Below are 20,618 nucleotides of genomic sequence, written 5' to 3'. Positions count from 1 at the left end.
ATAATCAAAACCTCTGGAGTCGACTTGCGATAACCCCCGCTGCGCGCAAGCTCGCATCTAGAGGAAGCAGCTCTTCGTCGCCCGCGTTAATCGCGAGAAGCAGAAATTGTCCGCTTGGTGTGTCAATGACGCGGCCTAGCAGAATGTTGTCATCAGAGCGTACGACCACAATGTCTCGCCCAGCCAAAACTGGAGCGTCGGGCTCAATGAGCAGAAAGTCATCTTCGCGCAAATTCGGAATGTGGAGATTTCGTGTAGCACGGAGCAGAAACGCGCGCGAGCTATGCGGAAAGGGCCACTGAAAACGACGCTGTTGCTCTAGGTTTTGCTTATAAGCAGTGTCGGGGTCAAGAAGAGAACGAGCTGTCCAGGCCAGCAGCTTTAGACCTATCGAATGCTCTGTTCCTTTAGGAACGGTGTTGGATTGCGAATATGCCGTGCTCTGCTCGCCGGGAACGGCACTCTTAAGCATTCGCTGCACGCTTTGCTCGGCTGCTGACGACATCTGGTGCAAGTTGCCGCGCAGCAGAGCCATGATTTGTTCGTGATTTTGGCCACTGTCTAGCCATTCGGCCGGCACGTCCAACGCTTTCGCAAGGCTCACAAGGCTACGTGAGCCTTTGTTTCGCCCTGCTTCCAGGGACGCCAGACTCGACTGCGCAATGCCGGCACGATCAGCTAGTTCTTGCTGAGTCAGACTGCGGTACTTTCGCGCGCAAGCGACTCGCTTGCCGACGCTATCGAGGCTGAAATCCATGGTGGGTTCCTTGTTGAGGTACGAGAGATCGTAAGGAGCTCTGGCTTGTCTGTCAACGCATTTACGATAATTTGATATCGCAAATGCGATTTTGCAGGTCTTGCGATTCTGTTTATCGAATGTTCCGGATGCCCCCCTCGGTTCACCGGCGAGGTGAGTCGTGGATCCAGTGCCAAAAAATGCATCCGTGATCTCACCGCTAGCGGGCGCGCTTGATGAATGCCAGCCCTTGATCTTCAAGGGCATGCAATGTCACGTCCGATGGTGAGGTCGGACGGGTAAGCAGCTAGTTAGCGGAATCCGCGACACAATGATTGAGTTGGCCTCGTACCGTTTCTTCAGACGTCTGAGCTCCTCAGCCATCATCAGAGAAGCGTCACGACAGATTGGTAACAAGGCTTCATGGGACTTCCAGACCAGTTGCTGGATAAAGATGGCTTTGTACCGCTTCAGCTAGATCATCAAGGGCGTCCTTAAGTCGCATGTCCTCCCGGGGATCACCGCTTTGAGGTTCGAAAGTGCGAGCGTGGTGCAGCAGGGCTTCGGCGTAGTTGGTGCTCAGATCAAACGTAATCATCTCAACTCCTGGTTCGTTGCGGTTTTGATAGCTTTGGGGCACGCGATGCTCGCCCAGTTTTCGGTGCCTAGCCTGATCAAAGGTCGGGCAGGGCGACTGTTTTCTATCACGATAATCAGTAATACACGCGGCGTGTAGTTTAGATAATGGTTTGTATGTTAAAGATATTTTGTTGGGGATCTTGTCAATAAACACTAATTACAATTAGCGCTCTTCAGAAATTTGTTTGGAGTGCATTAAAAAGTGCTTGACGTCCAAGTATCTCGCTCCGATTATGCACGCACTTTCAATTGGTTGGGGAAGACAAAATGGCGAGTCCGCTGGTCGGTCTGATAGGGTTAAGGGTAGAAGCGGCCAAGCTTCGTAGCACTATAGTGCTAGGCCATAAGGCTCCTATTGAGATGTTAAGTAACGAAGGTTTCGTTTCCGGTTTCATTCCTAGCCACAACCAACTCCTTGAGCTGATCGCCCGACAATGGGGATTCGACAGTTATGACCATTTTCTGATAAATCAGGAAAATCTGGCGGCATACATTGACCTCAATCTTCAAGCGGGGATATGGCATACCTTTCGTCCTGTTCGACCTTCTATCCAAGCGTACTCGCGCTGCATTGAGGCGATTGAAGAAGCCTTGAACGCCGGAATTCCCCTCGCGGTAGCCGCACAACTTAAAGGTGCCAACTTCGATGGTTTTGAGTTCAGTGACGCACTGGCGTGGCGGTTTGGTGCGCGACTGCTCAGAGCTAACATTAGCTTCGCTGGCTTGAGAGCCCAAGGTGCGCTGGTCTCGGGCCTGTGGGCAGGTTCGGTGAGCAGTTTCGTTGGCGCTGACCTTCGCGATGCCAAGTTTTATTCGTCCGACGATACAGGGGTGATCGCGCCTGGGATTCGGCTCGGCCAGATTGACTTCGGCGGCGCTAATCTTGAGCGAACAGATTTTCGGTGCTCCTATTTTTCGCACTGCTCATTTCTAGGCGCCTCCATGACCGGGGCTGATCTGAGGTATTGCCATCTCACGTCTTCTTATTTTGACAGCGATGTTAAACCGTTGATTGATGCTATTAAGTGGGGCCGCTTTAACGAGCCGTGGATCTATAGCCCTGACCAACCTGATCGGCTTGTCGTCTGCCCAGCCTAGCTCTTTAAAGTGGTTTAGGGTTAATAACTATAAACCGCCTATTCGATCTTCAAGCTATATATAGATAATAGTCAGAACTGATATTCATTGGGACACAAGTTTTTCATCCTTGGGACAGGTTGTTCACCAGGGCAGGGGAGTTTCGCCAAAATTCTGCCTCGTTAGATGTTTATGGTTCAGTTAGGGAAGAGGATATGGACGATTTAAAGAAAGTATCTCATTTGCTATACGCCCCGGGTGAGGTAATGCCTGGCATCGAGATGTCGCTGGCAGAGGCGTGCGCTCGCGGTTCAGCGGCTGCGTTGTTTGATGAGATGCCATTCTGTGTTGTGTGTGACTGGATCTGGATCGATCTCATCATCCCTGACTCGATACGAGAAACGTTAAGGGCGTCCGGGCAACAGCCGGCGATGGTGTATGCCGGCCGCGTGTTGTACGACAGTGCCCGCCGTTTCCAACAGGGTGACTGGGTACGAACATCGCAACTGGTTGAGTTTGCTGATGGGTGCATTTTCAGAACGCGCAATACGCGATATGTGCTTGCTGGCCCGGGGGTTCGCAAAAGCGCCGAGCTCACGACTGTGTTGAAGATTTTTTGATGCTCAGTCCGATATTGGGAGGCATGGACGTACCAGACAACCGACACCCCGATGTGCCTTGCGACATCTGTGGTACCTCCACGCGGGTGCCTGGGTACGGTGAGCAGTTCGGTGTGCTGCAAGCGCACTGGGGATATGGCGCACGCCATGACGGGGAGCGTTACCGTGTCCGGATGTGTGAGACCTGCTTCTTCATGACCTTGGCGTACCTGCGGCAGGAGCGGCGCATACACCATTTATTCGACGACACACAGCAGCATGACGACTGTGAGTTTGGGCGTATTGCTCGCGACGACTACTGGTTGGACAGCTAGCCGTTAGTGGCCCCAGATGCTTTCCACGCACAAGCGAGTCCTGTCATGCGTATTCATCTCCCGTCAGATTTGCATCTTGAAGGGAGCGCCCTTTACTGGCCGGTTTCACGCACGCCGATGTGGTCATCCTGGCGGGCGAAACCCTCGTGGTTATCCAGGTGAAGAAACTGGATTCAATCCTGGCCTGGAGCTGACGATATGAAGATGCCAAACCCAACCAAGGACGAGCCTATAGCAGCCAAGCTGCGACGTGCCCTGAATACGTCCTTCGGTCGCCCGGTGACAGCTTATCTGAGCGACTGTTATTTCCTTGCTGGATGCGGCCTCGGCATCACTTACGGCCATGCTCGAAAGGATATGCATGGGCGATTCGCGGACGGTCATAGGATTCGAACCTCGCAAGTAGTCGAGGCGCACCGCTACGGAGAGTTTTGGCTGCTGCACACGTATAGCGGTAGTTTGTATGTCGTGGTGACATTTCGAGAGGAGGGCGGTCTTGAGTCGCTTTATACGATGCTGACGATTCTTCTGAACGGTATTCATTCAGCTCCCCCGTCCCTTCACTGATGCTGATGTAGGGCCATCAGCGCCGGTCGGTTTCATCCAAGCTCATGTCTTATTTTTTGGTGGGAAGATGCAGTCGCTCATCTCGTTTGAGGTCGGTAGTCCAACGCTTTTATCCCGGTGGGAGGCGAACAAAATATTCGCTGCTGACGTGCGCGCGTACGATCAGCAAAGGTTGGTCAGGAGGACGAGGGTTTTGTTCCTGGTTGCCGAGGGTGTGGCGTCGGTGTTGGGGAGCCACTTGGAGAATGTACGCAACGCCAAGCTCCCTGCGTCGCAAAAAGGCTTTGTCGAGTGGCTGCGAGAGGAGAATGATCGTTACAACGCAGGCCATGGGATCACAGCCTTCATGTACGAGGGGCATCAGTACAGGTATTTGAGCTACGTAACTTCTGCATTCATCGCGAAGCTGGATCCGGCACTCAAGATGGGCGTCAGTTACCTCGACAATGACACCGGCCAACAGGTTTGTGCCGCTTTGGATCCGCTTCCTGTAACACCATAGCGCTCAAGCTGCCGGAAGCGGCTGCCTCGCACGGCTACTCATGCCACGTGAGCGCGCCGGGCCTCCACTTCCGCATTGGGCTGGGTGCGGTGTTTGTCCCACTTGTCGCTTAAGGCCTTGTCGAGCGCCATCACGGCAGAGGAGGCGGCGGTCATCTCGCTCGGCATCCATTTTCCGTAATGATTCCTGAGCATTTGATCGTCGGTATGGCCCAGCTGCCTGATTATCCATTGGGGCTCTGCAAAGTGAGAAAGCGCCCGACTCGCGAACGTATGCCGGCTTTGATTGAATCCTCGGTATCTGACGCCAGCTTTTGCAGTGTGTTTTTTAAACCATCGATCCAGCGCGGACGGGCTCCAGGGCATATCTGTTCGTGGATTGCGAAAGAGCAGGCGCACCTGTTCCTTGCCGATGGTGAGGTTGTCCAGGTGAGTGACTTCTATCTCCTCAATCGGTGCATGCTGGGCATCAGTTAAAATCTGACGAAGCAGATCGACTGCCGGATCCAGAACGTCAATTTCACGGGCTCTCGACAAAACCTTCGGTGCCTTGTGTTCGCCTTGCACGAACGCTCGGCGGACTGAGATTTTCCTGCGCGGTAGGTCGATGTCCTCGACTGCTAATGCGATTAATTCCGAGCGCGACAGTCCGAGCCAGCAGTTACACACCACCATCCGGGCTGATGCCATGTTTTGCGGATCGGCCCAAAGGAGCTTCTGCATCTCGTCGAGATCAAACGGATCAGCAATGCTTTTGACCTCCATGCGATGGTTGGTGATGCCATCAGCCCGGTTGGAGAGGGTGATGTCGTTCTTCCTGGCATCCTCCCAAACTCCCCGAACAACGGTTAGAACATCGTTTGCTGACTTTGGCGATAAGCCTGCGGGGTTCGCTCTACTTCGTACCAGCTGGTTTCTGAATTGCTGTAGCTCCTGAGTTGTCACGTCCGCCAGGCGCCGATCTCCGAAGCTCAGAAGGACATGCCTGGCGCGGCTTCGGTAATTGATAGCCGTGCTTTTCGATTTGCCTGACGATTGCGTCATCAACCAAGCCTCGACCCCTTCGGCTACGGTCATATGACGGATGTTTTTATGAGCGTGCTCGGCGGAAACTGCCTGCTCCTGTGCAACCTCCATCGCAAGCAGCCGCTTGGCCGTTGTGGAGTCAGGAAAGCGTTTTGAATAGTCGAAACGTCCTGCCGCAATCGCGTCGACCACCTGCTGGCGTAAGCGAGCTGCCATCGCGATGCTCAGCTCATCAAACTGACCGCGCTCGACGACCTCTCGACAGCGTTTCCCGCGATACATGAAATTGATCCTTAGCGACTTTCCATGACGTTCGACGCCCGGTGGAAGCGGTGAGGGTGTAGTCGTTTGGGTGGTTTCCAGGGCAGTAACGCTCATGGGAATGCTCCGTTCATGTGGTGTGCAAAGCGCGGTTCCTCCGTGCTGTGCTGGCGGTTTGAGTCAGGGATGATTGCAAAAACGATAACACGCGATGCGAGTGTTGACAATAATCGTAAATATGATAATTTTGGCGTGTTGGCGCGGAAGCCTAAACGGATTGGTACGCCCTGCTGGATAGATAGTGGAGGTCGTGAAATGGAAGCAGTTGGGGAGCTAGGTGCGATAGGTATGTATACCCATCGCTATTTATGTTCGCTTATCGCTATAGGCACGGCCTTCGACAATTCCTATTCAGATAATGAGGTTGACCATGTGTGTTCATGTTTCCGCTGTAGATGCAGCAATCGCCGCAAATAAAGTCCAAGAGAGCGGTTATGAGGTGCTGATTGAGAAAATTAAAAAATGTGCACTTGAGTATATCGCTAGACGTGTTCGGCGAACTCACCCACAGGGGTACTTCGACTCAGCCAAGCGGTTCACGTTGTCGAATCGCCACGACTGTTGTACCGGAATACGCACTCCCTCTAGGTCGTTTCCGTTTTCAGAAATGACACATGGCAGAAGCTTGCCCCATATAGCTCACGAGTTTGGTCTAGAAAAACATATTTCTATCATTCGCAGGGCTACAAATCGCTTGGAGAAGGACGGCATGAGTGCAGCTGATGATTTCCTTAGATCCAAACCCGTCAAAAGAAAACTAATAGAGGGTGAGCTGTGTAACTAAGGTTAATTAGCTCAATGCCTGGGGCTTCTGCGCCAGGCTTTACCATCCCAGCTCAGTATCTGTAGAGTCTTTTTTAAGGAAGTGGCCGATGGTTATATTCCTAATGGCTTCGAGAAACACAAAAGACTTCTCGTTATCAGTGAGTTCCTTTTTCCTCATTACCTCAATAACCTTGCAGACGACATCGTTTATCTTTGTCTGCTGATGAGTCACTGCAAGGACTCCCTGAGCCGGCCAATGCGGCGCAATCATGAGAAACAAAGCGAACAAATGACGTTCGTTGATGGGGGCTGACCTTTTTGGTAAGAGGCTTTTTATGTGCAGCCACGCATTGACCTGATCTTCGCTGAGTTTTTTGTTTTTCTCAGATATGTCCATTGCGTTATAAACGAATCGATACATTTTCCCGGAAACGCTTTCAACAGTCTTTCGAACGGCAGCGCTAGCATATGCATGCTGAGCGGTGGTATTGCCAACGATCGAATCAAGGCGATAATTAATGATTTGTGCGGCTAGGGAGCTAGGGCGAAGGATGCTTGCTGCTGTTTGTTTAGCATCAGCCTGACGAATAAAATCATCCAGAAACTTTTCTGGAATGCATTTTGAGAAGCTGACGGGGGCATAGCTCATTGAAGGATCTCTATCGGGCATGAAAACTATGCGCGCATGCCAAGCCTGAATTAAGGTTTTCTTGGTTTCCTGGCTTAGGTTAAACAGGCTGGTGATGCTTTCTACCTCATGAAGAGGTTCGTTCTTGTCGTAATGAAAGTGGCACGTTGTTCCGTTTATCAGATAATGATAGCGCATTTTTTATCCTTATTATTTTTATAATGTATATATGGTGAGCTATACGTTTCTACTTTGTCAATCGGTTAGAGGCTTGTCGTATATTGAAAGTTACTTATATTCAGGTTTGGGTTTATATCAGTCATTTGATATGGATAAGCCCAGGCGGCGCTGTGCAGAGCGCTGCTCTGCTAATGGGGGAAGCTCCCATATTAGGGGGCCTCTAAAAACCGGCCACCTCACGGAAAAATCGGCGCGCCCTTGATCCTCCGGAGCTCTGCCCATGCTCAGTCTGTTTGCCGACCAGGAACGTGAAGCCAAGCTGGACAGCCTGGGCGATCCACTGGCCCTGCTGGACAAGCATGTGGACTTTACGGCCCTGGCAGCCGAGATCGACCGCTGGGCGCCCAGGCCCAGTCGGGCCAAGGGCGGTCGGCCTCCCTATCCAACGGAGTTGATGACCCGCCTTCTGGTGCTCCAGCAGCTGTTCAACCTGTCCGATGAGCAGATGGAGTTCCAGCTGATCGACCGCATGAGCTTCCAGCGTTTTGCCGGGCTGAAGCACTCCGGGCGATTTCCGGATCGCAACACGATCTGGGTCTTTCGCGAGCGCCTGGTACAGGCCAACGTCGAGCATCAGATCTTTGCCGAGGTGCAGCGCCAGTTGCAGCAGCATGGATTCCGGGCCCGCGAGGGGCAGATCATCGACGCCAGCATCGTTCGCGCACCCATTCAGCACAACACGGCCGATGAGGAAGCGGTGGTGAAGGAGCAGGCGGTACCGGTCGAATGGTCGCCCGCCAAACGGCGGCAAAAGGATGTCCAAGCGCGCTGGACGAAGAAGCACGGCAAGTCGTATTTCGGCTACAAGCTCTCGGTCAGCTTGGATCGCCGGCACAAGCTCATTCGCTGCGTGAGGGTGAGCGATGCCAGCGAGGCCGATACCCGGCATCTGGTGGATGTGCTCGACCGGAACAACAGCAGCCGGGTCTTCTGGGCGGATCGCGGCTATCACGATAAGCCCCGAGAGCAGTGGCTCCGGATGATCGGCTGGCGACCGCATATCCAGCGCAAGGGCCAGGCTGGCAAGCCTATAGGGGAGCGGGGCAAGGCACAAAACAAGCGCATAGCCAGCCCCCGAGCCCGCGTCGAACATGTCTTTGCCAGCCTCGCGCAGATGGGCGGCAAGATAATCCGGAGCATTGGTCTGGCGCGAGCCCAATTTGGCCTGATAGTCAAATCGGCGGTTTACAACCTCAAGCGGATGTCGAGCCTGCTGGAAATGACCTGAACCGGGCACCGGTTGCGTGATGCAACCGGCCATTCACGATGCTCTGCGAGCGCCCAAGTCGGCGTTCGGATGCCAAGGAGCTGCACTTTCGCATCCTGGCTCAGCCCGGATGTGTTTTTAGAGGTGCCCGATTGGGAGCGGGTGGCAGTGGCAGCTGGACGCGAAGATTTGTCTTTTTAAGCCAGTCGGAACCGAAAATAAACACGAATTGAAGTGCAGCGTCGTTTTGGCTAGTTACATTCGTAACATCCTGATTTTAAAAGGAAAGTAACGCCGTTATGAGTATTGACTATTTGCCAATAGCGACCGTTCGTCGGAAAATCAAAACAGAGGGGGTTGAAAAAAAATTCGCGAGACGGATCTATATATTTGAGAACAAAAAAAAGCGAGTGATGTGAAGCCTGAATTTTTTGTGTCAGATGAGACGCGATTTTGTGGCATCCATTGATCAAGCACGACCGTTAAATTTGAAGAGCATGTGCAGCTGGCACCTCCCTCTCCCTAGGGATCGCCTCCTTCGCGGCCGACAGGCTGCGGCTTAAGGTTTGACAACAAAAAAACGAAACGGCCAAAATTTTTTTGGCTAAAACACAAGATGTTGTGTTTGTTTTTTACTTCAAGTCACTTATATTGAGATTTCAGTTTTTTTTCAATCATTCTTCCGCAGTCCATCGCGAGCTTTCTATCATCTGGCCTCGACTCTGATTAGCGGGAGCGCTCCGAAGCGCCCGGGCGAGGGTATGGCGAGCTGCGCAACGCGAACGAGATACGATCCCTTAGGATAGACGTAGCACAGGCATGAGCGTTTCGATGTCCCCCTTCCCGGCCTCCCCGTCATCGACGTCTTTGCGCCCCGCGCCAGTGCCAGCATGAAGGTCGGCTCGTGCTGGATGCCTGGAGCAGGCGCTGCATGTCACGTCAGCGGCGTCGCACAAGAGGCTGATCCACTACCGCGACCTCGGGGCAGCCAGTACGACTCGATCCGCTATACCGCGCGCCTGACCGAGCTGAAACACCGTCCATAATGAAGGAACGTGAGGCCGCGGGGATGGTGGCCTTGAAATCGACTCACTGGTAAAACCACCAGCGCCTGCTGAGCTCAATCGGCTATTGCCGATCCGGAATGGTCGGTCTTGTGTGCCTATCGACAGAAGGAACGACACGAGAGCAAGAACTCGTCATGCGCGTTGTATCGAGTGTCTTCTCGATTTGCCCATCACCTTGCACTCTTGAATGTGGTCGGCGCTAGGGCGTTTGTCGCTGGCGCTCAGTCCGGCCGGCACTCAAAATAGGCGCTTTGATGTCGTTGATGAGTTCGAAGCCCTTATGAGCACTCTTTACCTGGCCAATTTCACCAAATGCTCATTAATTGTGCCCGAGACCCGCATCGTTGCTGGCCTGCTGTTGCAGGGAGTGGAAGCTCAAGAATGGGAAAAGCAAGTACATGAGCTGAATGTACTGCAAAAACGTACGGCCAAGACGGCAGCGAGCTATGCCGATTTGGCGCGTGCCCGGTTGCAAACGATGGATGCAGATCTCTGGCAATTGGTGCGTGACGGCAGCATGCCTGTTGCGACCCATGCCGTCCTGGCTGCTACCGTGAAATTCTCGCCCTTATTTGGCGATTTCCTGCGTACCGTCGTGCGTGACCAGTTCCGTCGCTTCGCCACCCACCTGGAAGCACGCCATTGGGATGCCTACATCGAAGACAGCCTGCGTTCGCAGCCGAACATGCCTACCCTCAGCGACTCCACACGGGTTAAGTTAAGGCAAAATGCCATGCGTATGTTGGCGGAGGCTGGGTTCATCGAGAACACCCGTAGCTTGCGCCTACGCAGTCAGCAGATTGAACCAGCGGTTCTTCACTATTTACGTCAACACAATGAGCAGTACGTGCTCGATTGCCTCCAGGTATGCCCGTGAACGACCTCGATGAACGCCTCAATAAAATTCTGGATAAGGTTACCTCCGATGATTTTCTCGGTGGCCAAGGCCTGGGTAATGAGGTTCCTTTTTACGCCTTTGACTATCCGCCGCAGGACGAGGTGAAGGTGCGCGAGCATGTCCGGTTTCTTGAAGGTGCTATCAGCAAACGTCGCCCAGAGCTGAAGGTTGCGTTCATCAACCTGTTTGAACTGCTGCTGGAAATGCTCAACAACCGCAAGCTGCTGGATAAGTCCATCGACCTGCAAGCGCAGAAGGGCGACGAGGCTCTGCAAAAAGCCCTCAAGGCACCACTGGATGCAGGCAAGGTGGCCAAAGAACTGGTTGATCGCTATCCGCCCAGTGAGTACGGCTTGCTGGTCATCAATGGTGTCGGCAGTGCCTATCCACTGATCCGCACCCACAACCTCCTGAACAACCTCCAGCCTTTCATGGGGCAGACCCCGCTGGTGGTGTTTTATCCAGGCCTCTATGACGGCCAATCGCTAAAGCTGTTCGGTCAGCTGGGCGAGAAACCTTATTACCGTGCTTTCCGTCTGGTGAGCTGAAAAGGATGTCCACCGTGCAAATCAAGAGTCTGTTTACCCGCTCCATTCACCGCTCCATCAATGGCGTGATCAAGGCTGATCAGGATGATGCTGAGTCCGTCTGGCAAGAGCTGGATGAGTACGTCATCACCCGTGAGCTGGATCAGCACCTGCGTAGCTTTTTTGAAAGCTACCTGGCGGCCCTGGACAACCCCCAGGATGCGTCTGGGCGAGTGGGGGTGTGGATCTCTGGTTTCTTCGGTTCGGGTAAATCGCACTTCCTGAAAATCCTCTCTTACCTGTTGGAGAACAAGCAGGTCAGCAAGGACGGCGAAACGCGGCAGGCCATCGATTTCTTCGAGCGCAAAATTGCCGACCCGATGCTCGCTGCCGACATCAAGCGTGCCATCGCCGCCGAGACCGATGTGCTGCTGTTCAACATCGACAGCAAGGCTGATAGCGGTGATGGCCGCGATGCCATCCTTCGTGTCTTTCTTAAGATCTTCAATGAGCGCTTGGGCTTCTGCGGTGATCACCCGCATATCGCCCACATGGAGCGCCACCTGGATGACCTAGGCAAGTTTGCTGCGTTCAAGCAGGCGTTTGCCGACGCGTCAGGTTCCACCTGGGAAGACGAGCGCGACGCCTATCATTTCCAGGTTGATGCACTGGCTACTGCTCTGTCGCAAACCCTCGGGCAGGAAATCAAAGATGCCGACGCTTGGGTGGAGCGCTTCGAAAACGACTTCAGCCTTAATGTCGAAAGCTTTGCCAAATGGGTGAAGGAATACCTGGATAAGCGCGGCAAGGATCAGCGCATCGTGTTCCTGGTGGACGAAGTCGGCCAGTTCATTGGGCAGGACACCCATCTGATGCTCAGCCTGCAAACCATCACCGAGAACCTCGGTACGGTCTGCGGTGGTCGTGCCTGGGTTCTGGTCACTTCGCAGGAAGATATCGATGCCGTATTGGGTGAAGTCCGCGCTTCCAAGGCCAACGACTTCTCCAAAATTCAGGGTCGCTTCAAAACGCGTCTGTCGCTGTCCAGCGGCAACGTCGATGAGGTCATTCAGCGTCGTTTGCTCGACAAAGAACCTGAGCCCAAGGATGCCCTGCGCAAGATCTACCGCGAGAAGGCCGACATTCTGCGCAACCAGCTCAGCTTCACCAACACCGGGCGCACCTATAAAGCGTTCAGCGACGAAGATAACTTCGCCGCCGTTTACCCCTTTGTGCCGTACCAGTTCCAGCTCGTGCAGCGCATCTTTGAAAGCATCCGCAAAGCCGGTGCCACCGGCACCCACCTGGCCCGAGGTGAGCGCTCGCTGCTGGATGCCTTTCAGTCAGCCGCCAAGGCCGTCAGTGAAAACAACATCGGCGTCCTGGTTCCGCTTTACCGCTTCTATCCGTCCATCGAAGGCTTCCTTGAGGGCGTGGTCAAGTCGACCATCGACAACGCCGCGAGCAATCCAAGCTTGCAAGACTTCGACCCGCTGGTGCTGAAGACCCTGTTCCTCATCCGCTACGTCGATGAGATCAAGGGTAACGTCGATAACCTGATCACTCTGTTTATCGATGAGATCGACGCTGACCGCCAAGGCCTGCGCAAGCAGATCGAAGACAGCCTCCAGCGCCTGGAGAAGGAAACCCTGGTCAGCCGGAACGGTGATGACTTCTTCTTCTTGACCAACGAAGAGCGCGACATCAGCCGTGAGATCAAGGATGTCGACCTCACCAGCGCTGATGAGGCCCGCGAGCTGGGTCAGCTGCTCTTTGATGAAGCGCTGCGTGGTCAGCGCAAGTTCCGCTTCCCCGATAACGGCAAAGACTTTGGCCTCAACCGCCAGTGTGATCTTCACCCCCTGGGCAACCGTGTTGATGGTGATCTGCTGATCTCGGTTATCAGCCCCCTGGTGGATGATCGAGACACCTGGAGCGAGCAACGCTGCATTCTTGAATCCAGTCAGGGGGAGGGCAGTGTGCTCTTGCGCCTGGAGGACGAACGCGATCTGGCTCGCGAGCTGCGTTTGTACCTGCAAACCGACAAATACATCACCCGCAAAAACGACGGCACGCTGCCGCATAACACCAAGCGCATCCTTCAGGATCGTGCCGAAGAAAACCGCCAGCGCCGCCAGCGTCTGAGTACCACCGTGGATCGTCTGCTGCGTGAAGCTGAGGTATACGTTGCAGGCAACAAGCTGGAAACCAAAGCGTCCAGTGCGCCGATGTTGGCCGAAGAAGCGCTCGACTACCTAGTGCGTAATACCTTCAGCAAACTGGGTTACATCCAGCACCTGAGCAGCGATCCGCAGAAAGAAATCCAGGCCATGCTGGCCACGCCGCAAACGCCGGGCCTGGGCCTGGAGAGCACCGGCGAAGCTAATCCACGCGCACTGAAAGAGGTGAGTCAGCACATTGAACTGCTGGCGGGGCAATCGCGTCGCATCGTCCTGCATGACCTCGCGGAGACCCACTACGGTCGTCGCCCTTATGGTTGGCCAGAATGGGAAACCGTATTGCTGATCGTAAGGCTGATGCTCAAAGGCGAAGTCAGCCTGATCGGCAACGGTGGCCCGTTGGCCCCGCAGCAAATCTGGAATGAAATCTCCACCCCGGCTCGCTGGCGCACCACTGAAATTCAGAAGCGTCAGCAGGTGGGTTCAGGCGAGCTGCAAAAAGCTCGTCAGCAGTTCAAAGAGGTGTTTCAGAAGATCGCCCCGGATGGCGAAGACAGCCTCTATAGCCATCTGCAAAGCAGCTTGGCCAGCTGGGAAAGTGAGTTCAAACAGTGGCGTGCATTGGCACAGACCGGCCAGTACCCGGGGTTGGATGACATCGACCAGGGCATCAAGCTGATTGGCAAACTCAAGGCTGCGCCGGATAGCTTCGATGCTATCCAACTGTTCCTCAAGGAACGCAGTGCGCTGCTCGACCTATCTGACAGCTATGGTGACCTGGATAACTTCTACAGCAGCCAGAAAACCGCCTGGGACAAGCTAGGTGCGGCGCAGCGGGACTTCCAGCCCAACCGGCCCAAGCTGGAGAAGGATGAAAAAGCCGCTCGTGCCCTAGCACGCATCGACGAAATCCTCAGCGCCAAGGCTCCGTTCAATCTGATTCGTGAAGGTGAAGGGCTGATTCAAACGATCACCCAGATCAACGACGGTTTCCTCAAAGAGGCCCACGAGCGCGCGGATGCCTGGCTGGGTAAGCAATTGGCCAAGGTCACCGCTGAACTGGATGACCTACAAGCCAGCACGGATCAGCGCAACAAGAGCCTGCTCGCCCTGCAAAACCTCCGGCAGCGCATTAGCAAACAGCGCAGCTTGGCCCATATCAGCCAGATGCAGGATGAAGCTCGCGACCTGGCTGATGCAGCCATCGACCATCTACACCTGTTAGCTGAACAGGCTGCCGCCAGAGCCAAGGCCGCAGCCAGCGCAGCGGCGGCCAAACCGGTGATATCGGGTAGCGGTAACTCAGGTGTGCCAGTGGCCGAGCCTGCTGCTGATCTACCCAGTTCGCCTGCGGCTGTTGTCGCGCCGGTCGTACCTGTCAAAAAGCGCCGGGTTGTTGATGCTCAGCTGCTTGCGGGCTCCGGCTATATCGAAACCCAGGCCGATATCGAGAACTTCCTCGCCAAGCTGCGTAAAGAGCTTGAGCAGGCAATCGCTGATAATCAGCGTGTAGAAATACGTTAATACTGATCGTACCTGCCCATCCAGTAGGCTGGGTAGGTGGAAAATCTGCCCCTGAAAAGGAATTCCTCATGCGTACTTTGATTGCTGTTTGTGCAGGCCTTTTGCTCGTATCCCAAGCGGTTGCCGCTGAGCAACCCAAGCTATTCAAGTCCTGGGCATACGATGCGCCCATGTCAGCTTTTACCGAGGCCGAGGGTTATTACGATTGCTCAGCAGACTTTGGCGCAAAAGCGCTGTGTACAGATGAAGTAGAGTTCCTGGGCCATATCTTTGGTGCGGTGTTGATTCCATCCCGCGAGCGCTTGCAAGCTGTGATGCTGGTATCGGAGTTTGATCAAGACGTCTATGTCAAAGCCACTGGAGCATTAGTCAAAGGCTTCACCATGGTTGGCATGCGCGGTACGCGCGATCAGTTCGATATGGTTGAAGCCATTCGCTCAAGTGGGAATGTTCAAGCGTTTCAAACCAAAGTCAATGACTACGAGACGCTCAATCTCAATCAAGGCCAATTAACCTATATCTTTCTTGAGCAGCCCGCTGAGAAAGTGAGAATGCACAAGTCAGCTCACGCGGCCACTGTTGCCGCCCCTAAGAGCGCTCGAACTGCTGAATTATATGTTGTGCAGGACACAGAGACGTCGGCCTTGCTCATCAAGTTCATGCTCCCCGGCCTCTATCAGCAGCAAATGCTGGATAGCGTCAAACAGGCTCCAGCGGAAGACTTCTGAAGCGCTCACCATCCATGAATACTGCTGAGTTCGTCGGATACCGGCGAGCTTTGGCATAGGGCTGACTAGCTCGGCAGAAATACCAGGCCAAGGCCCGCAAGGAATATCGAATGAACCGCTCCGCTCTGAAAAAATACGCCCCCCAGGCCCGTCTTGACTTTATCGAGGCCGTCACCCTGCGTGCCCGCCGCCTAGGGCTTGATCCGACATTGCCGGTCAGTGTCGAACAAACAGGCGACGTATTGCTGATTGCTGGCCAGCCGTTCCCGGTCAGTGTTGCCAAGCAGCGCTCAGCGCTGGCTCAGCGTATTCAGCAGCAGGGCTTCAGCTCCGTGGTCGAGGCCCTGGCTTATACCTGGTTCAACCGCTTGGTCGCCATTCGCTTTATGGAACTCAAGGGCTACCTGAGCCACGGTTACCGTGTACTCAGCCACCCGCAGGGCCAGCAGCCGGAGATCCTGGATCACGTTCAGCACCTTGATCTTCCTGGCCTGAACAAGGCCGAGGTTATTCGCCTGAAAACCGCAGGTAATCAGGACGAAGTGCTGTACCGCGAGATTTTCCTCGCCCAGTGTCATGAGCTGCACCGCAATATGCCGTTCCTCTTCGAGGCGCTGGACGATGCGACCGAGCTGCTGCTCCCAGACAACCTCCTGCGCACCGACTCGCCCATTGCTCACATGGTTAGTGATATCGACGAGGCCGACTGGCAAGAGGTAGAAGTCATCGGCTGGCTCTACCAGTTCTACATCAGCAACAAAAAGGACGAAGTGATCGGCAAGGTGGTCAAGAGCGAGGACATTCCCGCCGCCACCCAGTTGTTTACCCCCAACTGGATAGTTCAGTACCTGGTGCAGAACAGTCTCGGTCGCCTCTGGCTGATGGCTAACCCAGGCTCCAACCTCAAAGACAAAATGCCCTACTACATCGAGCCCGCCGAGCAAACGCCGGAGGTGCAGGCTCAGCTCGATGCGCTGATTAAGGTGCGCATGGATGAGGATGGTGGCACGCTCAATCCTGAGTCGTTGACCGTGCTCGATCCGGCCTGCGGATCCGGTCATATCCTGGTGGAAGCCTACAACCTGCTGCGCGCCATCTATGAGGAGCGGGGCTATCGCCTACGCGAGATTCCTCGGCTGATCCTGCAAAAGAACCTATATGGTCTGGATATCGACGACCGTGCTGCTCAGCTAGCTGGTTTCGCCTTGCTGATGAAGGCTCGCGAGGATGATCGTCGGCTATTCGATGAAGAGGGGAATCCGCCGCACCTAAATGTGATGGCCATTCAGGAAAGTGCAGGTCTGCCGGATGAGGAGATGGCCCGAGTAATACTCAATGCGGCTATACAGATTGAAGGTGGCGATGCATTTCACTCGGGGCAGCTGTTTGGTGGGGGGCAGTTGGAAACTCAGCACAGCTCGGGGCTGACTGTGCTCGACTTGCGCCAACTGATTAAGTTGTTTGAGCATGGCAAGACCTTTGGTTCGCTAATCAGCGTGCCGGATACTCTTAGGGCTAGGCTGGGTAAGATTGTCGATTTGCTCGCTAGCGTGCGAAGCAAGGGCGATGATTTGTCACGCAGCTATGCCAGCCAAGTTCTGGAGCAGTTTGCATGGCCGGCTAGCTTACTTGCTCTGCAATACGATGCTGTCGTGGCGAATCCGCCTTACATGGGGCAGAAGGGCATGAATCAGGCTCTGAAGGATTTTGCTAAGAGAAGCTTCTCTGATAGCAAGGCAGACTTATTTGCCATGTTTATTGAGCGCGGCTTTATTTTATGCAGGCAGAGTGGTTTCAACAGTTTGGTGACCATGCAAAGCTGGATGTTTCTTTCTTCATATCAGGCGATGCGAGAGAAAATTCTTTCTGACCGCACAATTAATATCATGGCACATTTGGGTGCGCGAGCCTTTAGTGAAATTTCTGGGGAGGTGGTACAGACTACGGCGTTTATATTGCAATGTCAGTACTTGCAGGGTTTTAAGCCAGCTTTCTTTCGCTTGACCGATGGGGTTGAGAGTGTAAAGGAGACAGCATTGCTGGCTAATCAAATGCGATTTGATCGAACAGTACAGGAAGATTTTAAAGTTATCCCAGGATCCCCAATAGCTTACTGGGCGACACAGCAGGCTCGCTCAGCATTTGAAAAATTCCCTGCGTTGGATGTATTGTCAGTTGTTCGGCAAGGGATGGCGACAGGCGATAATGATAGGTTTATACGTCTTTGGCATGAAGTTGATTTTGATAAAGTCGGATTTGGTTGCTTAGACAAAAAGGATGCTTGGATTAGTGGTAAGAAATGGTTTCCTATAGATAAGGGCGGCCCTTTTAAAAGGTGGTTTGGAAATAACTACAGTGTCGTTGCTTTTAGTGAAGCAGACTACAAGATATTAAAGGGGATGGGCAACCACTGTCCCTCAGAGGATTTATATTTTCAATCTGGGGTGACGTGGGGGAAGATTACATCTGGTAACTTCTCTGCGCGCTTTAGTCGTGCTGGTGCGATTTTTAGTGATGCTGGAATGAAGCTTTTCACGAGTGATGAGGATAGGCTTATTCAAGTGTTGGGTTTTTTAAACTCAAAGGTTGCCCCTGTTTTTTTAGGTTATCTGTCAGGGACGCTCAATTATGAGCAAGGTAATATTGCTCGTTTGCCAATACCTAGATCGATTGATAACTTAGAAGTTCTGAAAAAGATAGTTCAGGTGGCTGCGTCTGACTGGGATTCCTATGAAGATTCATGGGGGTTTAGTCGATGTCTATTAATTGGTGACTGCGATGGTGAGTCACTCGGTCAGTCTTGGGAGAGGTACTCCAAAATTACTTCGTTAGGCCGCGCCGAGGCAGTGGCGCTTGAGCGAGAAAATAACGAATATTTTATCGGTGTTTATGGGTTGCAGGATTATCTTTCCCCAGATGTTGAAGATGATCAGATAACTCTTGCAAGCTCCAACCGTGAAAAAGACATGCAGCGATTAATCTCTTATGTGGTGGGCTGCATGATGGGTCGCTACAGCCTAGATGAGCCAGGCTTGGCCTACGCTCATAGCGGCGGAATTGGTTTTGATTCCTCATGCTATCTCAAATTTTCAGCGGATGCCGACGGCATTATCCCCATCTCTGACGAGGCCTGGTTCGAGGACGATGCCGCCGAGCGCGTGCGCGATTTCGTCAAGGTAGTATGGGGCGCTGAAACGCTTGTAGAGAATATGGAATGGCTTGCTGATAGTCTGGGCCGTAAGGCTGGTGAGTCTGCCGACGAGGCTGTCCGCCGCTATCTATCCACCAGTTTCTACAAAGACCACCTACAAACCTACAAGAAGCGCCCAATCTATTGGCTGTTCTCCAGCGGCAAGCAAAAGGCCTTCGAGTGCCTAGTTTACCTGCACCGCTATAACGAGGGTACGCTCTCCCGTATGCGCATGGAGTACGTCGTGCCCCTGCAAAGCCGCATGCAGGCCCGTATCGACAAGCTCACCGATGACATCGACAGCGCTACCAGCAGCGCCCAACAAAAAGCCCTGCAAAAGCGCAAAGATAAGCTCACCAAACAACTCGAAGAACTCCGCCGCTTCGACGAAAACCTTCGCCCCTACGCCGACCAACGCATCACCCTCGATCTGGATGATGGCGTAAAGGTCAATTATGGGAAGTTCGGTAATCTGCTGGCTGAAGTGAAAGCCATAACGGGCGGTAAGGAAGATTAAGCCTGGCCGGGCATTAGGGACAAAGTGAAGGGAGTCGCTTATGTGCAATGCAAACAATCACCCCCCAGGCTGCAATTGTGGCTGGGGAGGGGTTTGGTATGGCGGTGGTGGCGGGGGAGATTTTGCCCAGTGGCTTTTTAACAAGCCCAAACCTGTGCGCAAAATTGGCTTGCAAGTTGCCACGCTGTCAGAGCTTTCCGGGGGCATTACTCATCCAAATGCCGCCTGTCCGGTCTGCGGCGCGCCAGTGTATTACTACGAGTCGTCATACGGGGGCAGAGTCTATTTTGATGAATTAGGCCCTCCTTGGCCCAAACACCCCTGCACGGCGAATGAGCCAGTTAGCTCACCTAGATCTCCTGCAAACAAATCTAGTCGAGAGGACTGGAAGCCTTTTGGAGGCGTGACTATCTCGGAAAAAGCCGGAGCAGTTGGGGTGTATTCCGCTACCGGGACAACGCTGGGCAAGAAAATATCTATCTGCTTTCGCAGCAGCCAAGTCGTGATGGCTGATATTTTCCGCTATCGCCCTGTTAGCCCCGGTTTATTTGAGGTTTCTATCCTTGACTATGACTCGATCAAGAAAAACTGGCTGGTCTGGAGCGGTATGGCCGTTGTCGACCCTGCTCGCCTGACAGATGCATTGTCTTGCTCGATTATTCACTCTCATCCTGATCCCGTTATAAAGAAAAAAATTAAGGCTGAACCAAAAAAAGAAATGCCAAAGTGTCCTGTCTGTACTAGTTGTGTTCGTGAAGATCGCCTGATTACGCATGTCGAGAAAGTGCACAAAATAATTTTTATTTGTGTGGATGGTGTTGTATCGGGGCGTATGGCTTTGTAGTTTTTGGGATTTTATAATTAAGGGGAATGCTATGGCAGAGTTGGCAGTCAATCTTTGGGCTATTTATGATGCGTCAGTTGAAGTCGTATATGCACTGTGTGGCAAGGTATACGCTCTTGATGGCACTGATGCCGAGAAGCTTGCAGTATTGAAATCGCTATCAAGAACTGACTACTTAACTGTGAAGCGGTTTCCAGTTCCGAGCAGGTTTGCAATAGTAAATGCAGATGGCGAAGAGCGAACAGGCGTTGCAATGCTGAACGCTGTATATGACGAAAATGCCGTAATTTTTAACGAGCTTTTTGATGTCCTTGATGCAGATTTGCCTGCGTTACCTGACTTTACTGGGGCTGAATTTACCTGGGTAAAGCAAGCCTTACCTGCTGATCCGGTTTGTGTTGTTACTGTGCTCTATGAGGACGCTTCGGGCCAGATTCGTCCAATTATTGATGATGAAGATAGGCGGTGGGTTTCAGAACAAGGTTGAACAAGATCTTTTGAA

17 protein-coding genes are annotated in these 20,618 nt (G+C 53.3%); 13 read left to right on the top strand and 4 right to left on the bottom strand.

What is annotated here, in order from left to right:
* Positions 1-4: 4 nt before the first annotated feature.
* On the bottom strand, positions 5-757 hold the full coding sequence (locus tag ACQKIK_RS10875; RefSeq protein WP_499135943.1) for an XRE family transcriptional regulator: 753 nt from the start codon (positions 755-757) through the stop codon (positions 5-7).
* Positions 758-1,157: 400 nt separating this feature from the next.
* On the bottom strand, positions 1,158-1,334 hold the full coding sequence (locus tag ACQKIK_RS10870) for a hypothetical protein (protein ID WP_499135941.1): 177 nt from the start codon (positions 1,332-1,334) through the stop codon (positions 1,158-1,160).
* Between the two features lie 308 nt (positions 1,335-1,642).
* On the opposite strand from ACQKIK_RS10870, the gene ACQKIK_RS10865 reads away from it, so the two are divergent.
* From ACQKIK_RS10865 to ACQKIK_RS10845, 5 genes are all read left to right on the top strand, one after another.
* Positions 1,643-2,473 carry a pentapeptide repeat-containing protein gene (locus tag ACQKIK_RS10865; protein WP_499135939.1) on the top strand — a complete coding sequence of 277 codons (831 nt, stop codon included), beginning with the start codon at positions 1,643-1,645 and terminating at the stop codon, positions 2,471-2,473.
* A gap of 194 nt (positions 2,474-2,667) precedes the next feature.
* Complete coding sequence (locus ACQKIK_RS10860; RefSeq protein WP_499135938.1) at positions 2,668-3,072, top strand: DUF6957 family protein; 405 nt, start codon at positions 2,668-2,670, stop codon at positions 3,070-3,072.
* Complete coding sequence (locus ACQKIK_RS10855; RefSeq protein WP_499135937.1) at positions 3,072-3,386, top strand: hypothetical protein; 315 nt, start codon at positions 3,072-3,074, stop codon at positions 3,384-3,386. Before ACQKIK_RS10860 ends, ACQKIK_RS10855 begins: the two co-directional genes overlap by 1 nt.
* Positions 3,387-3,584: 198 nt before the next feature.
* Positions 3,585-3,953 (top strand): hypothetical protein, encoded by a 369-nt coding sequence (locus ACQKIK_RS10850; RefSeq protein WP_120997723.1) that lies wholly within the window; start codon positions 3,585-3,587, stop codon positions 3,951-3,953.
* Positions 3,954-4,020: 67 nt separating this feature from the next.
* Positions 4,021-4,455: a hypothetical protein gene (locus tag ACQKIK_RS10845; protein WP_499135935.1), complete on the top strand. Its 435-nt coding sequence runs from the start codon at positions 4,021-4,023 to the stop codon at positions 4,453-4,455.
* A gap of 38 nt (positions 4,456-4,493) precedes the next feature.
* Here the strand turns inward: ACQKIK_RS10845 and ACQKIK_RS10840 are convergent, their stop codons facing one another.
* The gene (locus ACQKIK_RS10840; RefSeq protein WP_499135934.1) at positions 4,494-5,858 is read right to left on the bottom strand and encodes an Arm DNA-binding domain-containing protein; all 1,365 of its coding nucleotides are present in this window, start codon (positions 5,856-5,858) and stop codon (positions 4,494-4,496) included.
* Positions 5,859-6,624: 766 nt separating this feature from the next.
* Positions 6,625-7,392: a hypothetical protein gene (locus ACQKIK_RS10835; RefSeq protein WP_499135933.1), complete on the bottom strand. Its 768-nt coding sequence runs from the start codon at positions 7,390-7,392 to the stop codon at positions 6,625-6,627.
* Positions 7,393-7,654: 262 nt separating this feature from the next.
* Here ACQKIK_RS10835 and ACQKIK_RS10830 point away from each other — a divergent pair, with 262 nt between their 5' ends.
* The 8 genes from ACQKIK_RS10830 to ACQKIK_RS10795 all read left to right on the top strand — a co-directional run bounded on the left by ACQKIK_RS10830 (position 7,655) and on the right by ACQKIK_RS10795 (position 20,603).
* Positions 7,655-8,662, top strand: coding sequence for an IS5 family transposase (locus ACQKIK_RS10830; RefSeq protein ID WP_499135932.1), 1,008 nt, complete (start codon positions 7,655-7,657; stop codon positions 8,660-8,662).
* A gap of 1,254 nt (positions 8,663-9,916) precedes the next feature.
* Complete coding sequence (locus tag ACQKIK_RS10825) at positions 9,917-10,585, top strand: DUF1819 family protein (protein WP_499135931.1); 669 nt, start codon at positions 9,917-9,919, stop codon at positions 10,583-10,585.
* On the top strand, positions 10,576-11,154 hold the full coding sequence (locus ACQKIK_RS10820; protein WP_499135930.1) for a DUF1788 domain-containing protein: 579 nt from the start codon (positions 10,576-10,578) through the stop codon (positions 11,152-11,154). Before ACQKIK_RS10825 ends, ACQKIK_RS10820 begins: the two co-directional genes overlap by 10 nt.
* 14 nt (positions 11,155-11,168) lie before the next feature.
* The gene (brxC, locus tag ACQKIK_RS10815) at positions 11,169-14,837 is read left to right on the top strand and encodes a BREX system P-loop protein BrxC (protein ID WP_499135929.1); all 3,669 of its coding nucleotides are present in this window, start codon (positions 11,169-11,171) and stop codon (positions 14,835-14,837) included.
* A gap of 68 nt (positions 14,838-14,905) precedes the next feature.
* Positions 14,906-15,565, top strand: coding sequence for a hypothetical protein (locus ACQKIK_RS10810; RefSeq protein WP_499135928.1), 660 nt, complete (start codon positions 14,906-14,908; stop codon positions 15,563-15,565).
* A 110-nt stretch (positions 15,566-15,675) separates the two neighbouring features.
* On the top strand, positions 15,676-19,272 hold the full coding sequence (gene pglX, locus ACQKIK_RS10805; RefSeq protein ID WP_499135927.1) for a BREX-1 system adenine-specific DNA-methyltransferase PglX: 3,597 nt from the start codon (positions 15,676-15,678) through the stop codon (positions 19,270-19,272).
* A 40-nt stretch (positions 19,273-19,312) separates the two neighbouring features.
* Positions 19,313-20,116 (top strand): hypothetical protein, encoded by an 804-nt coding sequence (locus ACQKIK_RS10800; RefSeq protein WP_499135926.1) that lies wholly within the window; start codon positions 19,313-19,315, stop codon positions 20,114-20,116.
* Positions 20,117-20,147: 31 nt separating this feature from the next.
* Entirely contained in the window at positions 20,148-20,603 is a 456-nt protein-coding gene (locus tag ACQKIK_RS10795; RefSeq protein ID WP_474470181.1) for a hypothetical protein, read from the top strand.
* Positions 20,604-20,618 lie beyond the last annotated feature (15 nt).

This window comes from Pseudomonas sp. NPDC047961 (assembly GCF_050272435.1).
Classification (GTDB): Bacteria; Pseudomonadota; Gammaproteobacteria; order Pseudomonadales; family Pseudomonadaceae; genus Stutzerimonas.
Note: the sequence above shows the minus strand (reverse complement) of the source record. Positions and strands in the feature narration are given on the sequence as shown.